We start from the raw sequence: 15,908 nt of genomic DNA on the forward strand, positions 1-15,908 counted from the left end.
GCAGGGTGTGCCGAATTGTCTAGCTGGGCTTGCAGCATACCCAACTGTCCTGGTTTCGGGACAACTCGGCCTCCGGAAACCTGAGATCGCAAAGGCGCTGGTGGGAGCGCGGTTCCCGGTCGAACAAGGAGCCGATCGTTCGGTTCGGTGGCATAGGCCCGGGCGTGGGTGGATAGGTATGCGCTGGAGTCCGAGCGCGCGGTGCCCGTGACTGAAGCCTTGGCGTCCCGGGTTGGCCGCGCCGTAGGCCACCCTCTCAGCAATCGGAGGTACCCCATTACCGCGCGACCGACGCAGGAATTCGGAGAGAACCCCGTCGACGTCCGGGAAACCGGTCACTACACGGAGGAATACGTCCCAAGCTTCGTCGACAAGTGGGACTCTCTCATTGACTGGGAAAAGCGCTCACAGAGTGAGGGCAATTTCTTCATCGACCTGCTGCGCAAGCGAGGCGTGAAGAGTGTGCTCGATGTCGCCACGGGGACCGGGTTCCACTCCGTGCAACTCCTGGAAGCAGGGTTCGATGCCGTGAGTGCGGACGGCAGCGCAGACATGCTGTCGAAGGCGTTCAAGAACGGAATGGAGAACGGAAGCCACATCCTCCGCGTCGTCCAGGCGGACTGGCGCTGGCTCAACAGGGACGTGCACGGGGAGTACGACGCCATCGTCTGCCTGGGCAACTCCTTCACGCACCTCTTCTCGGAGCGTGACCGCCGCAAGGCGCTGGCCGAGTTCTACGCGATGCTGAAGCACGACGGAGTGCTCGTCCTGGATCAGCGCAACTACGACGCGATGCTGGACCGAGGATTCTCCAGCAAGCACACGTACTACTACTGCGGCGAGGACGTCGCGGTCGAACCGGAGTACCTGGACGAGGGATTGTGCCGCATGCGGTACAACTTCTCCGACAACTCCGTCTACCACCTCAACATGTTTCCGCTGCGGAAGGACTACACCCGCCGGCTCATGTCCGAGGTGGGATTCCAGCACATAGAAACCTACGGCGACTTCCAGCACACTTACCGTGAGGAACAGCCGGACTTCTTTGTGCATGTAGCGGAGAAGGAGTACCGCACGGACGAGGAAGGCGAGGGTGCATACTCAGCTGCCGTCAGCACCGCTCGTACGTACTACAACTCGTCCGACGCCGACGAGTTCTACGCCTCGGTGTGGGGCGGCGAGGACATCCACATCGGCCTCTACGAGGACGACGACGAGCCCATCGCCCAGGCGAGCCGCCGCACGGTCCAGCGCATGGCGGAGAAGCTCGACCTGGACGAGTCGTCGGTCGTGCTCGACCTCGGTGCCGGCTACGGCGGTTCGGCGCGCTACGTGGCCGAGACGTACGGCAGCAGCGTGATCGCACTCAACCTCAGCGAGGTCGAGAACGAGCGGAACCGTGAACTGAACGCCCAGCGCGGGCTCACCGGCAAGATCGAGGTGGTGGACGGTTCCTTCGAGAACATCCCCTACCCCGACGACAGCGTCGACGTCGTCTGGTCGCAGGACGCCTTCCTGCACAGCGGCAACCGCACGCGGGTGCTGGAGGAGATCACGCGGGTGCTGAAGCCGGGCGGTCAGCTGGTCTTCACCGACCCGATGGCCGCGGACGGCACCTCGACGGCCGTACTGAAGCCGATCCTGGAGCGCATCCATCTGGACACGATGGGCTCGCCCGCCTTCTACCGGCGTGAGCTGGCGCGGCTCGGGTTCAGCCCTGCCAGCAGCGGAGGCTTCGAGGAGCACCGCGAGCAGCTCGTCAACCACTACGGGCGCGTACTCAAGGAGACCGAGCGGCAGGAGGCCGAGGGCATCGGCGGGCTTGCCGGCAAGGTGAGTTCGGAGTATCTGACCAACATGAAGAAGGGACTGGGGCACTGGGTCAACGGTGGCAGCGAGCGTCAACTCACCTGGGGGATCTTCCACTTCAGGCTTTGAGAAACGATTTTGCTGTCTGTTCCCGCCCTCCCACCGAGGGCGGGGGCACGGTCCCCCTCGCATGCGCGCGGGGGACCCCCTTCGGGGGGCGCGTCACGGCGTGCGCGGATCCGGGAACTGGTGCTCACCGGTACCCGGGATGCGCGGCCTGTCGCGCGTGGGGCCGGCCGCCAGCAGCCGGCTCAGGCCACGGCGGGTCGCGCCGACCACGACGCGGTCGCCGTCCTTGAGCACGTATCCCGGGTGCAGGCCCCACTCGAGCTCGCCGGCGCCGGTGGACGAGACGGTCGACAGGTCCTGCTGCCGCTCCTCCTCCGAGGCCGTGTCGAGAGCCACCACCCGCCAGGCCCCCGGCTGGAACGCCTGCTCGACCGTGCGGCCCTCCAGCAGCGGGTTGCCGCGCGCCTCCACGGCCGCGAACACGAGAACCCGGCGGCCCACCGAGATCGCCCCCAGCACCTGCCGGCCCATCATCGCTCCGGCGAACGCGGGAGCCGCCAGCGCCGAGACGCTTCGGCTCCGGGTCTGCGCACCGGGATAGGTGTCGCGGAGCGTGCGGTAGACCGTGGCGGCAAAGGCGTCGTCGAACAGCCGCATCACCACTCGAAGTTCGGGCTTGATCTGCCTGGCGTTGAGCGATGCCTCCAGGTTGATGCCGTCGGAGCTGGTGAGGGCGAGCAGGGCGCGGCTGCGCTTGATCTTGGCGTCCTCCAGGACGCCGTCCTCCGTGACGTCGGCGATCAGCGTGGGCACCCGGCGCCTGCGCGCGAGGGCGATGCCCCGCGCCTCGTCGTTCTGCTCGATGCACACGACGGGGATGTTCAGCTCCAGCAGCCGCTCCAGCACGTGCTTGCCGACCTTGCCGAGGCCCACCAGCACCACGTGCCCGGACAGCCCGCGAGGCGGTATCGGCAGAGCCGTCGCCTTGCGGAAGGACCCGTAGCTTTCCAGGACCACCGCCAGAAGCAGCGGCAGCAGCATCATCCCGGCCAGTCCGGCCAGCAGTTGGAGGACCTGCTCGCCCGGCGGATCATGCAGATTGGGCTCGTTGATGGCGAAGAGGTCGAGGAGCGTCACATACCCGGCGTGCAGAGGGGAGTCGCGGCTGATCCCCCAGTTCGCCGCGGCGAGGATGAACACGACCACGGTCATGGCCAGCAGCGAGTACCGCAGACGTCTCGAGAACAGCTCCTTGAAGGCCAGCATCCGGGGCAGCCGCCGGGCGCGGACGGCGGCGGGGCGGCTGGCCCTGCGCGTGATCGCCTCCAGCACGACGGCCTCCCGTTCCGGTGGCAGGCCCCTCAGGTCCTCCTCGCCCGGAAGCAGTACGGGGCCACGGCGGGCCCCGTCGCCGCTCGCGGCGCTCGTCTCCGCATGGTCGGCGCCCTCGCTCACGCTGTCGCCGGAGGAGCCCTCGTCGTCGTCGGAGGAGCCCTCGTCGTTCTCCTCGTCCTCCGTGGCGGGCATCAGCGCGAGCGTGCACAGGGGATTGCGGCGGTCGACGTTGCGCAGCGTGCGTTCCTTCGCGCGCAGCAGCAGCCCGTCCGCGTACAGCACCTTGTCGCTGCCGACGACGGCCGCCGCCACGATCGAGGGCGCGGCGGTGTCGGAGTCGGAGAGGACCGTCGTCGTGGCGTCCGACGGTGTGCCCTGCGCCGCACCGCTGCCCGTTCGCCGGTTGCCGCTGAGCCGTGCGGCCCGGTCGAGCAGGTCGGTCAGATACTGGCCCAGGTTGCGGTTGAACATCCGGATGACCAGCCGCACGCGTGGGTTGATCCGGCGGGCCCGCAGGGCGATGTAGATGTTGAGCTGGTCGTCGCCGGAGGTGAGCGCGAGCGCGCTGGCCCGCTGGATGCCCGCCCGTATGAGCGCGTCGTCGTCGGGGACGCGTGCCTCGACCGTCTCGACCGACAGCCCCGGCCTCTCGGTGAGCCCCGCGATCTGCGGGCCGTGGCTCCCCCCGCGCAGCGAGGGCAGGACAACCGTCACGTGCTGCCTGTAGACCGTGGCCAGCTCCTTGGTGACCCGCTGTGCGAGAGCGTTGTCACCGCAGACCACCATGTGTCCGCGCAGGCCGCGACCTAGGCTGCTGTCCATGGTCTCCAAGGACAGTTCCCCCCTGAACATCTGCGTCTTCTGCTCCGCGGCCGAACTCGCCGACGTCTACACGGAGTCGGCCCGCGAGTTCGCCGAGCTTATCGGCAGCCGCGGACATTCCCTGGTGTGGGGCGGATCGGATGTCGGGCTGATGAAGGTCGTGGCCGACGGAGTCCACAGTCACGGAGGACGCCTCGTCGGCATCTCCGTGGAATTCCTGCAGAGCTCGGCGCGTGCGGAGGCGGACGAGATGATCATCACCGCGACGCTGGCCGAACGGAAGACTCAACTGCTGGAGCGCGCCGACGCGTTCGTCATCATGGTCGGCGGCACCGGGACCCTGGACGAGGCAACGGAGATCCTGGAGCTGAAGAAGCACGGCCTGCACGCCAAGCCCGTCGTGCTGCTGAACACGGCCGGCTTCTACGACGGGTTGCGGCAGCAGCTCGAACGCATGGAGGCCGAGGGCTTCCTCCCTCTGCCGCTGTCCGAACTGGTCGTCTTCGCCGACGACGGTGCGAGCGCGCTGCGGCTGCTGGAGGCCTGAACGAGCCGCGGCAGCAACGCGGGAGGCGGACCGGGACCGGCCGTGTCCGTCTTCCGCGCCCCGCTTCTGGCGGTTGAGTCCCTGACCCCTTACTTGCGGTTGTAGAGCCGCATGGTGAGCGTCCCGAACACCGCCATCAGCACGGCCGCGGCGATGAGCGTCCATACGATCTCCGCGCCGATCCACTCGCCCTCCATCAACCCCCGTACGGCGGCGACGAGATGGGTGACCGGATTGACCTCCACGAACGCCTGCAGCCACCCCGGCATGGTCCTCGGCTCGACGAGGATGTTGCTGAGGAAGGTGAGCGGGAAGAGCACCATCATGCTGACGCCCATCACGGACTTCTCCGTGCGCAGCAGCAGTCCGAACATCGTCCACAGCCACGAGAACGCGAAGGAGAAGGCCACCAGCAGCGCGATCCCCGCCACGACCCCCGGCAGGCCGCCCGCCGGGCGGAAGCCCATCACCAGCCCGACGGCCAGGATCACGACCGAGGCCGCCGTGTAGCGGAAGGCGTCGCCGAGCAGATAGCCGACCATCGGTGCGGGCCGCCAGATCGGCAGCGTGCGGAAGCGGTCGAACACCCCTTTCTCGATGTCGGTGTTGACCGAGACACCCGTGTACATCGTGGTCATCACGACGCTCATCACCATGATCCCCGGCAGCAGGAACTGCAGGTACTCGCCCGTCGAGCCCGCCAGCGCACCGCCGAAGAGGTAGGTGAACATCAGCGTCATCATGATCGGGAACGCTGTGACGTCGAAGAGCTGCTCCGGCACGTGCTTGATCTTCAGCATCGCCCGCCAGCCGAAGGTCATGCACACGGACAGGGCGCCCGGACGGGGTGGCCGCGGCCCGGCGACGAGAGCCGCGGGCAGCGAGGCGGCAGGTGCGCCGCCTGAGCGGGGAGCGGGTGTACGGGGCTGGGTGGGCGCGGTGCTCATCGTCTCGTCTCCTCGGCTGCTGCCGCCGTGGCGTGCTCGGCGTCGTGTGCGGGGTGGTCGGTCAGGGCGAGGAAGACCTCGTCCAGGCTGGGCTGGCCCAGCGAGAAGTGGTCGACGGTGATCCCGGAGCGGGTGAGTTCGGCCAGCGCCTGCGCGGCCTGTTCTGCGGCTCCTGCCTCGGTGCCGTCCCCGGGTACGCGTGCCGTCAGCGCCACGGGGTCGCTCTCCAGCTGCACCTGGGCGACCAGGGCACGCGAGAGCACTTGGTGCGCCTCCGTGCGCTGTCCGGCGTCGCGCAGCCGCAGATGCACGGAACCGGCGCCGACGGACGACTTCAACTGGCCCGGTGTGCCCTCGGCGATGACCCTGCCGTGGTCGATCACCGCGATACGGTCCGCGAGTTGATCGGCCTCGTCCAGGTACTGCGTGGTCAGCAGCACCGTCGTGCCCAGCGCGACGACGGCTCGCACGATGTCCCACACCTGGTTGCGGCTCCTCGGATCCAGGCCGGTGGTCGGCTCGTCGAGGAAGAGCAGATCGGGTGTGCTCAGGATGCTCGCCGCGATGTCGATGCGCCGTCGCATGCCGCCCGAGTACTGCTTGACCTGGCGCCGTGCCGCGTCCGCGAGGCCGAAGGCGTCCAGCAGCCGGGCGGCGCGCGTGCGCGCGGCGGGCTTGGAGTGGCCGAGGAGGCGGGCCAGCAGCACCAGGTTCTCCGTGCCCGTCAGATCCTCGTCGACGGAGGCGTACTGGCCGGTGAGGCTGACCCTCGCCCGCACCGCGGCAGGCTCCCGCACCACGTCGTGACCGAACACCCGCGCCTGCCCGCCGTCCGGGCGCAGCAGCGTGGCCAGCACCTTCACGGCGGTCGTCTTGCCCGCGCCGTTGGGGCCCAGCACCCCGTAGACCGAACCGGCAGGGACGCGCAGGTCGATGCCGTCCACGGCCCGGTTGTCACCGAAGACCTTCACCAGGCCCGACGTCTCGACCGCGGGGACGTCCGCGTCTTTCGTGTCGGTCGGCATCGCTGCCCTCCTTGTCCGCGCCATCCGGGACGCCCGCACGCGGGCGCCGCCCGGCTCACAGCGATCAGACCCGTACCGCGACGGAAACTCATCGGCGTGCGGCCGGTTCATGGACCGCGACGCCACTGGGGGACGATGGGGGCATGGCAACGCATCTGATCACCGGTGCCGGTTCGGGCATCGGCGCCGCCGTCACCCGGCGGCTTCTCGAGCGTGGTGACGAACTGTGGCTGCTCGCGCGGGACGCCGGCCGCGCCAGGGAGCTGAGGGAGCAGTTCGAGGGCGCCCGTACGGTCGTCGGCGACCTCGGCGAGCCCGACCGGCTCTCATGGGCCCTCGGCCAGCAGGGGCTGCCGGGGGAGCTGGACTCGCTGCAGCACATCGCGGGCGTCGTCGAGCTGGGCGGCGTGGGCGAACTGAGCACCAAGGTCTGGAACCACACCCTCGCGGCGAACCTCGTCTCACCGGCCGAGCTGACGCGCCTGCTTTTGCCGCAACTGCGCCTGGCTCGCGGGCACGTCCTCTTCGTCAACTCCGGTGCCGGTCTGCACGCAGGCGCGCAGTGGTCCGCGTACGCGGCGAGCAAGCACGGCCTGAAGGCACTGGCGGACGCCTTGCGCGCCGAAGAGGGCGGCAACGGACTGCGTGTGACGACCGTCTACCCCGGACGCACGGCGACGCCCATGCAGGAGAAGGTGCACCGGCAGGAGGGCAAGGAGTACGACCCGGACCGGTGGATCAGCCCCGATTCCATCGCGACCGCGCTGATCACCGCGCTGGACATGCCGCGGGGCTCGGAGGTCACCGATCTGACCGTGCGGCCGGGCGCATGAGCCTCGGCAAAGAGGTGTGGGGCGCCGCGGCCGCCACCGGCGTCGGTTCGATGCCCGGCGAGGACCCGCGGGAGACGGCCCGCACGGTCACGGGAACGCTGGAGGGGTTCCCCTTCCTCCCGGAGCTGCCCGCACGCGGGCCCGGCGCCGACATGACCGGCCGCACCGTCGGACTGCTCACGGAGCTGTACGCGCATGTCGAGCCCAGCGGTTGGCGGATCAGCGACAGGCCGGGCCGTGACACCCGGCGTGCGCGCTCCTGGTTGAGCGAAGACCTCGACGCGCTGGAGGAGTTCACACAGGGGGATGCCGCGGGACGGCGCGCGCTGAAGGTCTCCGCGGTCGGCCCGTGGACGCTCGCCGCCACCCTGGAACGGCGCAACGGCGAGGCCGTGCTCGGTGACCCGGGCGCGTGCCGCGACGTGACGGCGTCCCTCACCGAGGGGCTGCGCGCACATCTCGCGGACGTGCGGCGCCGCGTGCCCGGTGCGCGTCCCGTGCTGCAGCTGGACGAGCCGATGCTGACGGCCGTGCTGCTGGGCCGCGTCCCGACCGCGAGCGGGTACCGCAGCCACGGCGCCGTCGACCGTGCCGTGGCCGAGGGCGCGCTGCGGGAGATCGTCGGAGCGTGCGAGGCGGACGGGGTGCCCGTCGTCGTGCACTCGTGCGCGCCGCGGCCTCCCTTCGGGCTGCTGCGTCGCGCGGGCGTCACCGGCGTCTCCTTCGACGCGAGCCTGATCACCGAGCGTGAGGACGAGGCGATCGGCGAGGCCGTCGAGGGCGGCACGGTGCTCTTCGCCGGTGTCGTGCCGGGGGACGGGCCGCCTCAGGGTGGACTGTCGGACCCTGCCGGTAGCGTCAGTGGTGTCAGGTCGCTGTGGCGCAGGCTCGGGCTGTCCCCGGCCCTCCTCACGGAGTCGGTCGTGGTCACCCCGGCGTGCGGTATGGCGGGTGCCTCGCCCGCGTACGCGCGGGCGGTGCTCGCGCACTGCGTCCGGGCCGCGAGATCCCTCGCTGACGACCCTGAGTGACGGGAGGACGAGACGGTGGCCGGCAGAGAGCAAGCCCCAGCGCCCGCGGATGTGCGGGAGCGGCATCAGCGTCTGGCTGAGCAGATCGAGGAGCACCGCTTCCGCTACTACGTGAAGGACGCACCCGTCGTCAGCGACGCCGAGTTCGACCGTCTGCTGCGCGAGCTGGAGGCGGTGGAGGCGGACCACCCGGAGCTGGTGACGCCGGATTCGCCGACGCAGAAGGTCGCGGGCCAGTACGAGACGGAGTTCACCGAGGTCGCACACCGCGAGCGGATGCTGTCGCTGGACAACGCCTTCGACGACGCGGAGCTCGACGAATGGGCCGTGCGTGTCGGGCGCGAACTGGAGGGCGTGGAGCACCACTTCCTCTGCGAGCTGAAGATCGATGGCCTGGCGGTCAATCTGACGTACGAGCACGGCAGGCTCACCCGCGCGGCCACCCGCGGCGACGGGCGTACGGGCGAGGACATCACGCCCAATGTCCGCACGATCGCCGACATCCCCGAGCGGCTCAGCGGCGAGCGCATCCCGGCGCTGGTGGAGGTCCGCGGGGAGGTCTTCTTCCCGATGGAGCGCTTCGAGGAGCTCAACGCCCGCCTGGTGGAAGCCGGCGACAAGCCGTTCGCCAATCCGCGCAACGCGGCGGCCGGTTCGCTCCGCCAGAAGGACCCGAAGATCACTGCGACGCGTCCGCTGCGCATGGTCGTGCACGGCATCGGCGCCCGCGACGGCTTCGACGTGAACAAGCTCAGCGGCGCCTACGACCTGCTGCGGGAGTGGGGCCTGCCCACCTCCGACCACACGAAGGTGGTGGAAGGGCTCGACGGCGTCCGCGAGTTCATCGCCTACTACGGGGAGCACCGCCACTCGGTGGCGCACGAGATCGACGGCGTCGTGGTGAAGCTCGACGAGGTGCGGCTCCAGGGCCGCCTGGGCTCCACCTCGCGCGCGCCGCGCTGGGCGATCGCGTGGAAGTACGCCCCGGAGGAGGTGAACACGAAGCTGGTCGACATCCGCGTCGGCGTCGGCCGCACGGGCCGTGTCACGCCGTTCGCGGTGGTGGAGCCGGTGACGGTCGCCGGCTCGGAGGTCGAGTTCGCCACCCTCCACAACCAGGAGGTCGTCCGGTCCAAGGGCGTCCTCATCGGGGACACGGTGGTGCTGCGCAAGGCCGGCGACGTGATCCCGGAGATCCTGGGGCCGGTCGTCGACCTGCGGGACGGCAGCGAGCGGGAGTTCGAGATGCCCGCGCACTGCCCCGACTGCGGGACGGCGCTGCGCCCGATGAAGGAGGGCGACATCGACCTGCGGTGCCCCAATGCCCGCTCGTGTCCTGCCCAGTTGAGGGAGCGACTGTTCTATCTGGCGGGCCGCAAGTCCCTCGACATCGAGCACTTCGGCTATGTCGTGGCCACGGCGCTCACCCAGCCGCTGGAGCCGTCCGATCCGCCGCTGAAGGACGAGGGCGGCCTGTTCGACCTGAAGGTCGAGGATCTGCTGCCCATCAAGTCCTATGTGCTGGACACGGACAGCGGTCTGCCCAAGCGCGATCCGGAGACGGGTGAGGAGAAGGTCGTCACCCTCTTCGCCAACCAGAAGGGCGAGCCGCGCAAGAACACGCTGGCGATGCTGGAGAACATCCAGGCCGCCAAGGAGCGCCCGCTGACCCGGATCATCACCGGGCTCTCGATCCGTCACGTGGGGCCGGTGGCCGCCGAGGCGCTGGCCCGCGAGTTCCGCTCCCTGGAGCGGATCGCCGAGGCCGACGAGGAGGAACTGGCGGCGACGGAGGGCGTCGGGCCCACCATCGCGGCCTCGCTCAAGGCCTGGTTCGCGGAGGACTGGCACCACGACATCGTCGAACGGTGGCGTGCGGCCGGCGTGCGGATGGAGGAGGAGGGCTCGGGGGAGTCGGGTCCGCGGCCCCTGGAAGGGATCACCGTCGTGGTCACCGGGACGCTCGCGACCCTCACGCGGGACAGCGCGAAGGAGGCCCTCCAGGAACGGGGCGCGAAAGTGACCGGATCCGTTTCGAAGAAGACCGGGTTCGTGGTTGTTGGAGAAAGCCCTGGGTCCAAGTACGACAAGGCCGTCCAGTTGAAGGTGCCTATTTTGGACGATGACGGTCTCGCCGTTCTTCTGGAGCAAGGCCCGGACGCTGCGCGCGAAGTGGCCGAAAAGCATCCCGAATAGGGCACTGAGGGCTCGTCAAGTCGTCCCAGTTTTCCCACTGTTGTGTGCCAGTCACAGGTGTCCCATGCGTTTGCGCCCGGGTATGCACTGAGAAGCCGCACTGTTATCGGCTGCTGTGTGCGAAAGGGGCTGGATCAGCCGGGTCGCGCACAGCCAACCCGGGCCGATCGCTGCCCTGGAAGCGGTGTGCGGCCTACTGTTGATGTGTGTGCCTGATGTGGGGAAGCAGGCACGGACGGCCGGCGGAGGGACGGGCATGCAGGAAATTCCTGGGGGCCACGGCCCCCCGTACTCCAGCCTGCCCGACGGCACGAGTGGCAGTACGGGGTCCACGGGCGGAGCGGAGGACGTGCCGTGGGTGCAACGCATCGCAGCGCTGCGGGTACCCGGACTGCCCGTACTCGTCGTCGTCGGGGCGGGCGCACTTCTCGGCACAGGCATCTTCCGGGTCGTGACGGACGGCAGAGCGCTTTTCCCGGACGCGGTCACGGGATGGTCGCTGGCGGTCCTCACGGCCCTGATCGTCGGCCATCTCGTCGCGCTCGGACGTGACCGCTGGTGGAGCGGCACCGGATCCGGCGCCGCGCTGACGCTGGCGATCCTGCTGCTGTACGGGTGGACGCCGGCCGTGCTGGTCAGCCTTGCCGTCGTGGTGCTGGTGGGCGCGGTGCGCCGCCACTGGCGGCAGGCGGTGGTGCAGGGCGCCGTCGACATCCTCGGCATCGGAGCCGCGGCGCTGTGGCTGTCCGCTGTGGGCGTGCACCCCTCGGTGGGGCATCCCTGGAGTCCCGACGACTGGGGCTACATCGCCCTGCCCGAGGTCGTCGTGGCCGCCTTCGCCTATCTCGTGGTCACGCGCGTGTTGCTGTGGTTCTCCTCGGCCCCGCGCAAGACGGGGCTGCCGACCGCGCTGCGCAGGGCGCTGATGCGCCAGGGCCTCGTCGCCGTCGCCCTGCTGGGCATATCGCCGCTGATAGCGGTGGTCGCCGCGTACCGGCCCGTGCTGCTGCCGCTGTTCGCGGTGCCGCTCATCGCGCTGGACTCGACGCTGTGGATCGCCCGCGTCCGCGCGGAGGAGGCGCTGCGCGATCCGCTCACCGGTCTGCCCAACCGCCAGTGGCTGCTGGAGCGCACCTGGTCGGCCCTGGACGAGGCGGACCGCACGGAGGCCCGCTCCGCGCTCGTCCTCATCGACCTCGACCGCTTCCGCTCCGTCAACGACACCCTGGGGCATCTCGCGGGCGACAGGCTGCTGTTGAAAATCGCCGAGCGGCTCCGCGCGGAGCTTCCGCGCGGCGCGGAGGCGGCCCGCCTCGGCGGCGACGAGTTCGCCGTCCTCCTGCCGCTGGCCGACTCCACCACCAGCGCGATGCGCGCAGCCCGCACTCTCGTCTCCGCGCTGGGCTCGCCGCTGGACCTGGACGGGCTGACGCTCGTCCTCGAAGCCAGCGCGGGAGTCGCGGTCTTCCCGGAGCACGCGCGGGAGGCCGAAGGGCTGCTGCGGCGCGCGGACGTGGCGATGTACGAGGCCAAGCGCGACCGTACGGGCGTCGAGGTCTACGAAGCCACGCGCGACGGCAACACCCCCGACAGGCTGGGCCTGCTGGCCGACCTGCGACGGGCTCTCGACGCGGGTGAGGTCGAGCTGCACTACCAGCCGAAGGTCGGCTTCGACGGTGTCGTCTCCGGTCTGGAGGCGCTGGTGCGATGGGTCCACCCCGAGCGGGGACGCGTCCCCCCGGACGAGTTCATCGCGATCGCCGAGACGTCAGGGCTGATGCCCCGTCTCACCGAGTACGTGCTGGAGACGGCGCTCGCGCAGGTCTCCCGATGGCGCTCCGACGGGCTCACGGTGCCCGTCGCCGTGAATGTCTCGCCCCGAGACGTCCACGCACCCGGCTTCGCCGGCGCCGTCGCCGGACGTCTCGCCCGGCACGGAGTACCCGCCGGCGCCCTCCAGTTGGAGATCACCGAACACGTCCTGCTGGAGGACCCGCAGCGCGCCGCCGACACCCTGGCGGCGCTGGCCGGGCACGGCGTGAAGATGTCGCTCGACGACTTCGGCACCGGCTACTCCTCGCTCGTACATCTGCGCAGGCTGCCGGTGAGCGAGCTGAAGATCGACCGGTCCTTCGTCGCACGGCTCGCGGTCGACGCGGAGGACGCCGAGATCGTGCGCTGCACGGTCGATCTGGCGCACTCGCTGGGCCTGTTGGTCGTCGCCGAGGGCGTCGAGGACGACGAGACCTGGGAGCGGCTGCGGGACCTGGGGTGCGACGCGGTGCAGGGCTGGCTGGTGGCAGCGGCTATGCCGCCGGACGAGACGACGGCGTGGCTGCGGGCGCGGGAAGGGGTCCCGCACTCCCTGGAGAGCGCCCCTCCGCGGCCGCAGTTGGAGTGCGGCCCGTCTGCGTCGGCCACGGGCTCCACGCGCCCGCACACCGGTTCCACGGGGGGCGGCCCGCGTCCCCCGGGCCCGCCGTCCAAACCGACCCAGTCCCACGACGCGAACCGCCCCACGGGGTGGCAGCCGGTGCAGTAGAGCGCCTTGCCCTGGGGCGCCGTTTCTCCAGGGGGTTCGCCTCCGGTGCGTCTTGCGTACCGGAGGCGCGCCTCCGGTGGGTTCGTGGTGCGGGGCGCGTGCCGCTCCGGCGCACACGTCCGGAGCCATGATTCTTACCTCCCTGTACCGCACGCCTGTTGACTCCTGCTGGTACGGCCCACGCTCTGGCTCGGCGAATGGGCAGGACCGGGCCAACGCCCCGCGGTCGAGCCGCAGTTGGTCCCGTCGGGAGAGAAAGGGTGCTCACCAGGGCCACCTGGGGAAGCCGCGGACGGACGGAAGGGCGGGGGACGCGCAGGGGGCCATGTCCGGACACTCCTCCCACCGGACGACGCGGCGAGGATCGGGACGTGGATACCCTGCGGGCGAGGACGACAACTGGGGGCCCGCATGGCGCTGTTCGGGAACGCACACACCATCGATCCGGCGACGGCTCAGCAGGAGTACGAGCGTCTGCTGGGGCGGACCGAGCAGGTGCACGCCGCGTTCCTGCTGATACGCGACACCATCCTCTTCACCGACCGGCGGCTGATTCTCGTCGACAAGCAGGGCATGACAGGACGGAAAGTGGAGTACCACTCCGTTCCGTACAGGAGCATCACGCACTTCTCGGTGGAGACGGCGGGGACCTTCGATCTCGATGCGGAGCTGAAGATCTGGATCTCCGGCAATCCGACTCCGCTCCAGAAGACCTTCACCAAGGGCGTCGACATCTACGAAGTGCAGGCCGTGCTCACGGAGTTCGTGGCGCGCTGACCCACGCACCGTACGGCGGCGCCCCAGCCCGCGGACGTGGGCGGCAGCCGGCGGCGGCCTGCCGCAGCGTGCGGCCGGCGGTGACGCTCGTCCGCGCTCCCGGGCTGCCGGCGCGTCCGTACGCCCTGTGCCAAGGCGTGCACCCGATCGGCGTGAACTGCCCTGGACGGCCCGGTGCGGGGCTCATAGCGTGATCCATGATCAGCTTCTGGCCCTGCCGAACGAAGCGAGGTACGCCCGTGCCCACCGCCCCGGAAGCGCCCGACATCCTCTCCCCGCAGTTCGCGGCCGACCCCTATTCCGCGTACCGCGTCCTGCGCGAGTACTTCCCGTTGCTGTGGCACGAGGGCACCGGCAGCTACATCATCTCCCGCTACGAGGACGTCGAACGCGCCTTCCGCGACGAGGTTTTCACCACCCGCAACTACGACTGGCAACTGGAGCCGGTGCACGGGCGGACCCTGGTGCAGATGAGCGGCCGGGAGCACGCGGCGCACCGCGCGCTGGTCGCCCCTGCGTTCCGCGGCAGGATGCTGGAGGAGAAGTTCCTGCCGGTGATCGAGCAGAACGCACGCGACCTCATCGATCCGTTACGGGACGCCGGGTCGGCCGACCTGGTGGAGGACTTCGCCACCCACTTCCCGATCAACGTGATCGTCGACATGCTGGGTCTGGACAAGTCCGACCACCCGCGATTCCACGGCTGGTACACCGCCATCGTGGCCTACTTCAGCAATCTCTCCCAGGACCCGGAGATCACTCGGGCCGGGCACCGCACGCGCGACGAGCTGGCCGCGTACATGATCCCCGTCATACGCGAGCGCCGGGAGAATCCCGGGGACGATCTGCTCTCCGTGCTGTGCGAGGCGGAGGTGGATGGAACGGCGATGAGCGACGAGGACATCAAGGCGTTCATCAGCATTCTGTTCGCCGCGGGCGGCGAGACCACCGACAAGGCGATCTCCAGCCTTTTCGGGAATCTGCTGCGCCGCCCGGAGCAGATGGCGGCCGTGCAGGAGGACCGCGCGCTGATCGAACAGGCCCTCGCGGAGACGTTGCGCTGCACCCCTCCGGTGCACATGATCATTAGGGAGACGGACAACGACGTCGAACTCTCCGGCGGGACCGTCCCGGCGGGCTCCACCGTCAATTGCCTGATCGGGGCAGCCAATCGGGACGCCACGCGCTTCGCCGACCCGGACTCCTTCGACATCTTCCGCACCGACCTGCCCACGCGGTCCGCGTTCTCGGCGGCGGCCCGGCACCTTGCGTTCGCGCTCGGCCGGCATTTCTGCGTGGGCGCGCTGCTCGCCAAGACGGAGGTCGAGGTGGGCGTCGGCCAACTCCTGGATGCCATGCCCGAGTTGAAGTTGGCGGAGCATTGCGAACTCGTGGAGCGAGGGATCTTCACGCGCGGCCTGGAGTCCTTGCCGGTGCGCTTCACACGGGCTGTGCGGCGCTGAGGGACGGCACCGCCCGCAGACGTACGGCTCAGAGCAGGGCGGCGAACGCACCCACGGTCCCGGACGCCCCTGGGGCCGGTCACCTGGGTGAGTGACCCGAGCAGGGCTTGAACGGCTTGAGCCGGAACGCGGAAACCGCCCGGCGGCGCAGCCGCCCTCGCGGGAGCCATAGGATTGGGGACGGAAAATCCAACACTCACCCAGAGGACCGCTGCATGCCTGGCATCTCGCGCGAGGAGGTCGCCCACCTCGCCCGGCTGGCGCGCCTGGAGCTGAAGGACGAAGAGCTGGATCACTTCGCCGGTCAGCTCGACGACATCATCGGTGCTGTCGCCACCGTCTCCGATGTCGCCGACGAGGACGTACCGCCGACCTCCCACCCGCTGCCGCTCACCAATGTGATGCGCCCGGACGACGTGCGTCCGAGCCTGACCCCCGAGCAGGCACTCTCGGGGGCACCCGCACAGGAGCAGCAGCGATTCAAGGTGCCGCAGATCCTGGGGGAGGACTGA

Annotated in this window: 12 protein-coding genes; 9 read left to right on the forward strand and 3 right to left on the reverse strand. The window is 69.8% G+C overall.

What is annotated here, in order from left to right; all coding sequences use genetic code 11:
- Positions 1-207 precede the first annotated feature (207 nt).
- On the forward strand, positions 208-1,938 hold the full coding sequence (locus I004_RS0109610; protein WP_486579880.1) for a glycine/sarcosine N-methyltransferase: 1,731 nt from the start codon (positions 208-210) through the stop codon (positions 1,936-1,938).
- A 93-nt stretch (positions 1,939-2,031) separates the two neighbouring features.
- On the opposite strand, the gene I004_RS33160 is transcribed toward I004_RS0109610, so the two are convergent.
- Positions 2,032-4,035 carry an NAD-binding protein gene (locus I004_RS33160; RefSeq protein WP_486579881.1) on the reverse strand — a complete coding sequence of 668 codons (2,004 nt, stop codon included), beginning with the start codon at positions 4,033-4,035 and terminating at the stop codon, positions 2,032-2,034.
- A gap of 22 nt (positions 4,036-4,057) precedes the next feature.
- Between I004_RS33160 and I004_RS0109620 the strand changes: the two genes are divergently transcribed.
- A complete protein-coding gene (locus I004_RS0109620) occupies positions 4,058-4,582 on the forward strand; it encodes an LOG family protein (protein WP_028435307.1) in 525 nt (174 codons plus the stop codon).
- An 89-nt stretch (positions 4,583-4,671) separates the two neighbouring features.
- Here I004_RS0109620 and I004_RS0109625 read toward each other — a convergent pair whose 3' ends face one another.
- Both I004_RS0109625 and I004_RS0109630 read right to left on the reverse strand, forming a co-directional pair.
- Complete coding sequence (locus I004_RS0109625) at positions 4,672-5,529, reverse strand: ABC transporter permease (protein ID WP_028435308.1); 858 nt, start codon at positions 5,527-5,529, stop codon at positions 4,672-4,674.
- Positions 5,526-6,554 (reverse strand): ATP-binding cassette domain-containing protein, encoded by a 1,029-nt coding sequence (locus I004_RS0109630; RefSeq protein WP_028435309.1) that lies wholly within the window; start codon positions 6,552-6,554, stop codon positions 5,526-5,528. Before I004_RS0109630 ends, I004_RS0109625 begins: the two co-directional genes overlap by 4 nt.
- Before the next feature lie 143 nt (positions 6,555-6,697).
- On the opposite strand from I004_RS0109630, the gene I004_RS0109635 reads away from it, so the two are divergent.
- The 7 genes from I004_RS0109635 (at position 6,698) to gatC (ending at position 15,908) form a co-directional block, all read left to right on the forward strand.
- Positions 6,698-7,387, forward strand: a complete 690-nt coding sequence (locus I004_RS0109635) for an SDR family oxidoreductase (protein ID WP_028435310.1) — start codon at positions 6,698-6,700, stop codon at positions 7,385-7,387.
- Entirely contained in the window at positions 7,384-8,418 is a 1,035-nt protein-coding gene (locus I004_RS0109640) for a methionine synthase (protein ID WP_028435311.1), read from the forward strand. Before I004_RS0109635 ends, I004_RS0109640 begins: the two co-directional genes overlap by 4 nt.
- A 15-nt stretch (positions 8,419-8,433) precedes the next feature.
- Positions 8,434-10,614, forward strand: coding sequence for an NAD-dependent DNA ligase LigA (gene ligA / locus I004_RS0109645; RefSeq protein WP_028435312.1), 2,181 nt, complete (start codon positions 8,434-8,436; stop codon positions 10,612-10,614).
- Positions 10,615-10,870: 256 nt separating this feature from the next.
- Positions 10,871-13,156, forward strand: coding sequence for a bifunctional diguanylate cyclase/phosphodiesterase (locus I004_RS33165; protein ID WP_199779361.1), 2,286 nt, complete (start codon positions 10,871-10,873; stop codon positions 13,154-13,156).
- Between the two features lie 411 nt (positions 13,157-13,567).
- Positions 13,568-13,933 carry a PH domain-containing protein gene (locus I004_RS0109655; protein WP_028435313.1) on the forward strand — a complete coding sequence of 122 codons (366 nt, stop codon included), beginning with the start codon at positions 13,568-13,570 and terminating at the stop codon, positions 13,931-13,933.
- A gap of 239 nt (positions 13,934-14,172) precedes the next feature.
- Positions 14,173-15,396 (forward strand): cytochrome P450, encoded by a 1,224-nt coding sequence (locus I004_RS0109660; protein ID WP_028435314.1) that lies wholly within the window; start codon positions 14,173-14,175, stop codon positions 15,394-15,396.
- A gap of 215 nt (positions 15,397-15,611) precedes the next feature.
- Positions 15,612-15,908 (forward strand): Asp-tRNA(Asn)/Glu-tRNA(Gln) amidotransferase subunit GatC, encoded by a 297-nt coding sequence (gene gatC / locus I004_RS0109665; protein WP_028435315.1) that lies wholly within the window; start codon positions 15,612-15,614, stop codon positions 15,906-15,908.

Source organism: Streptomyces sp. TAA486, assembly GCF_000426165.1.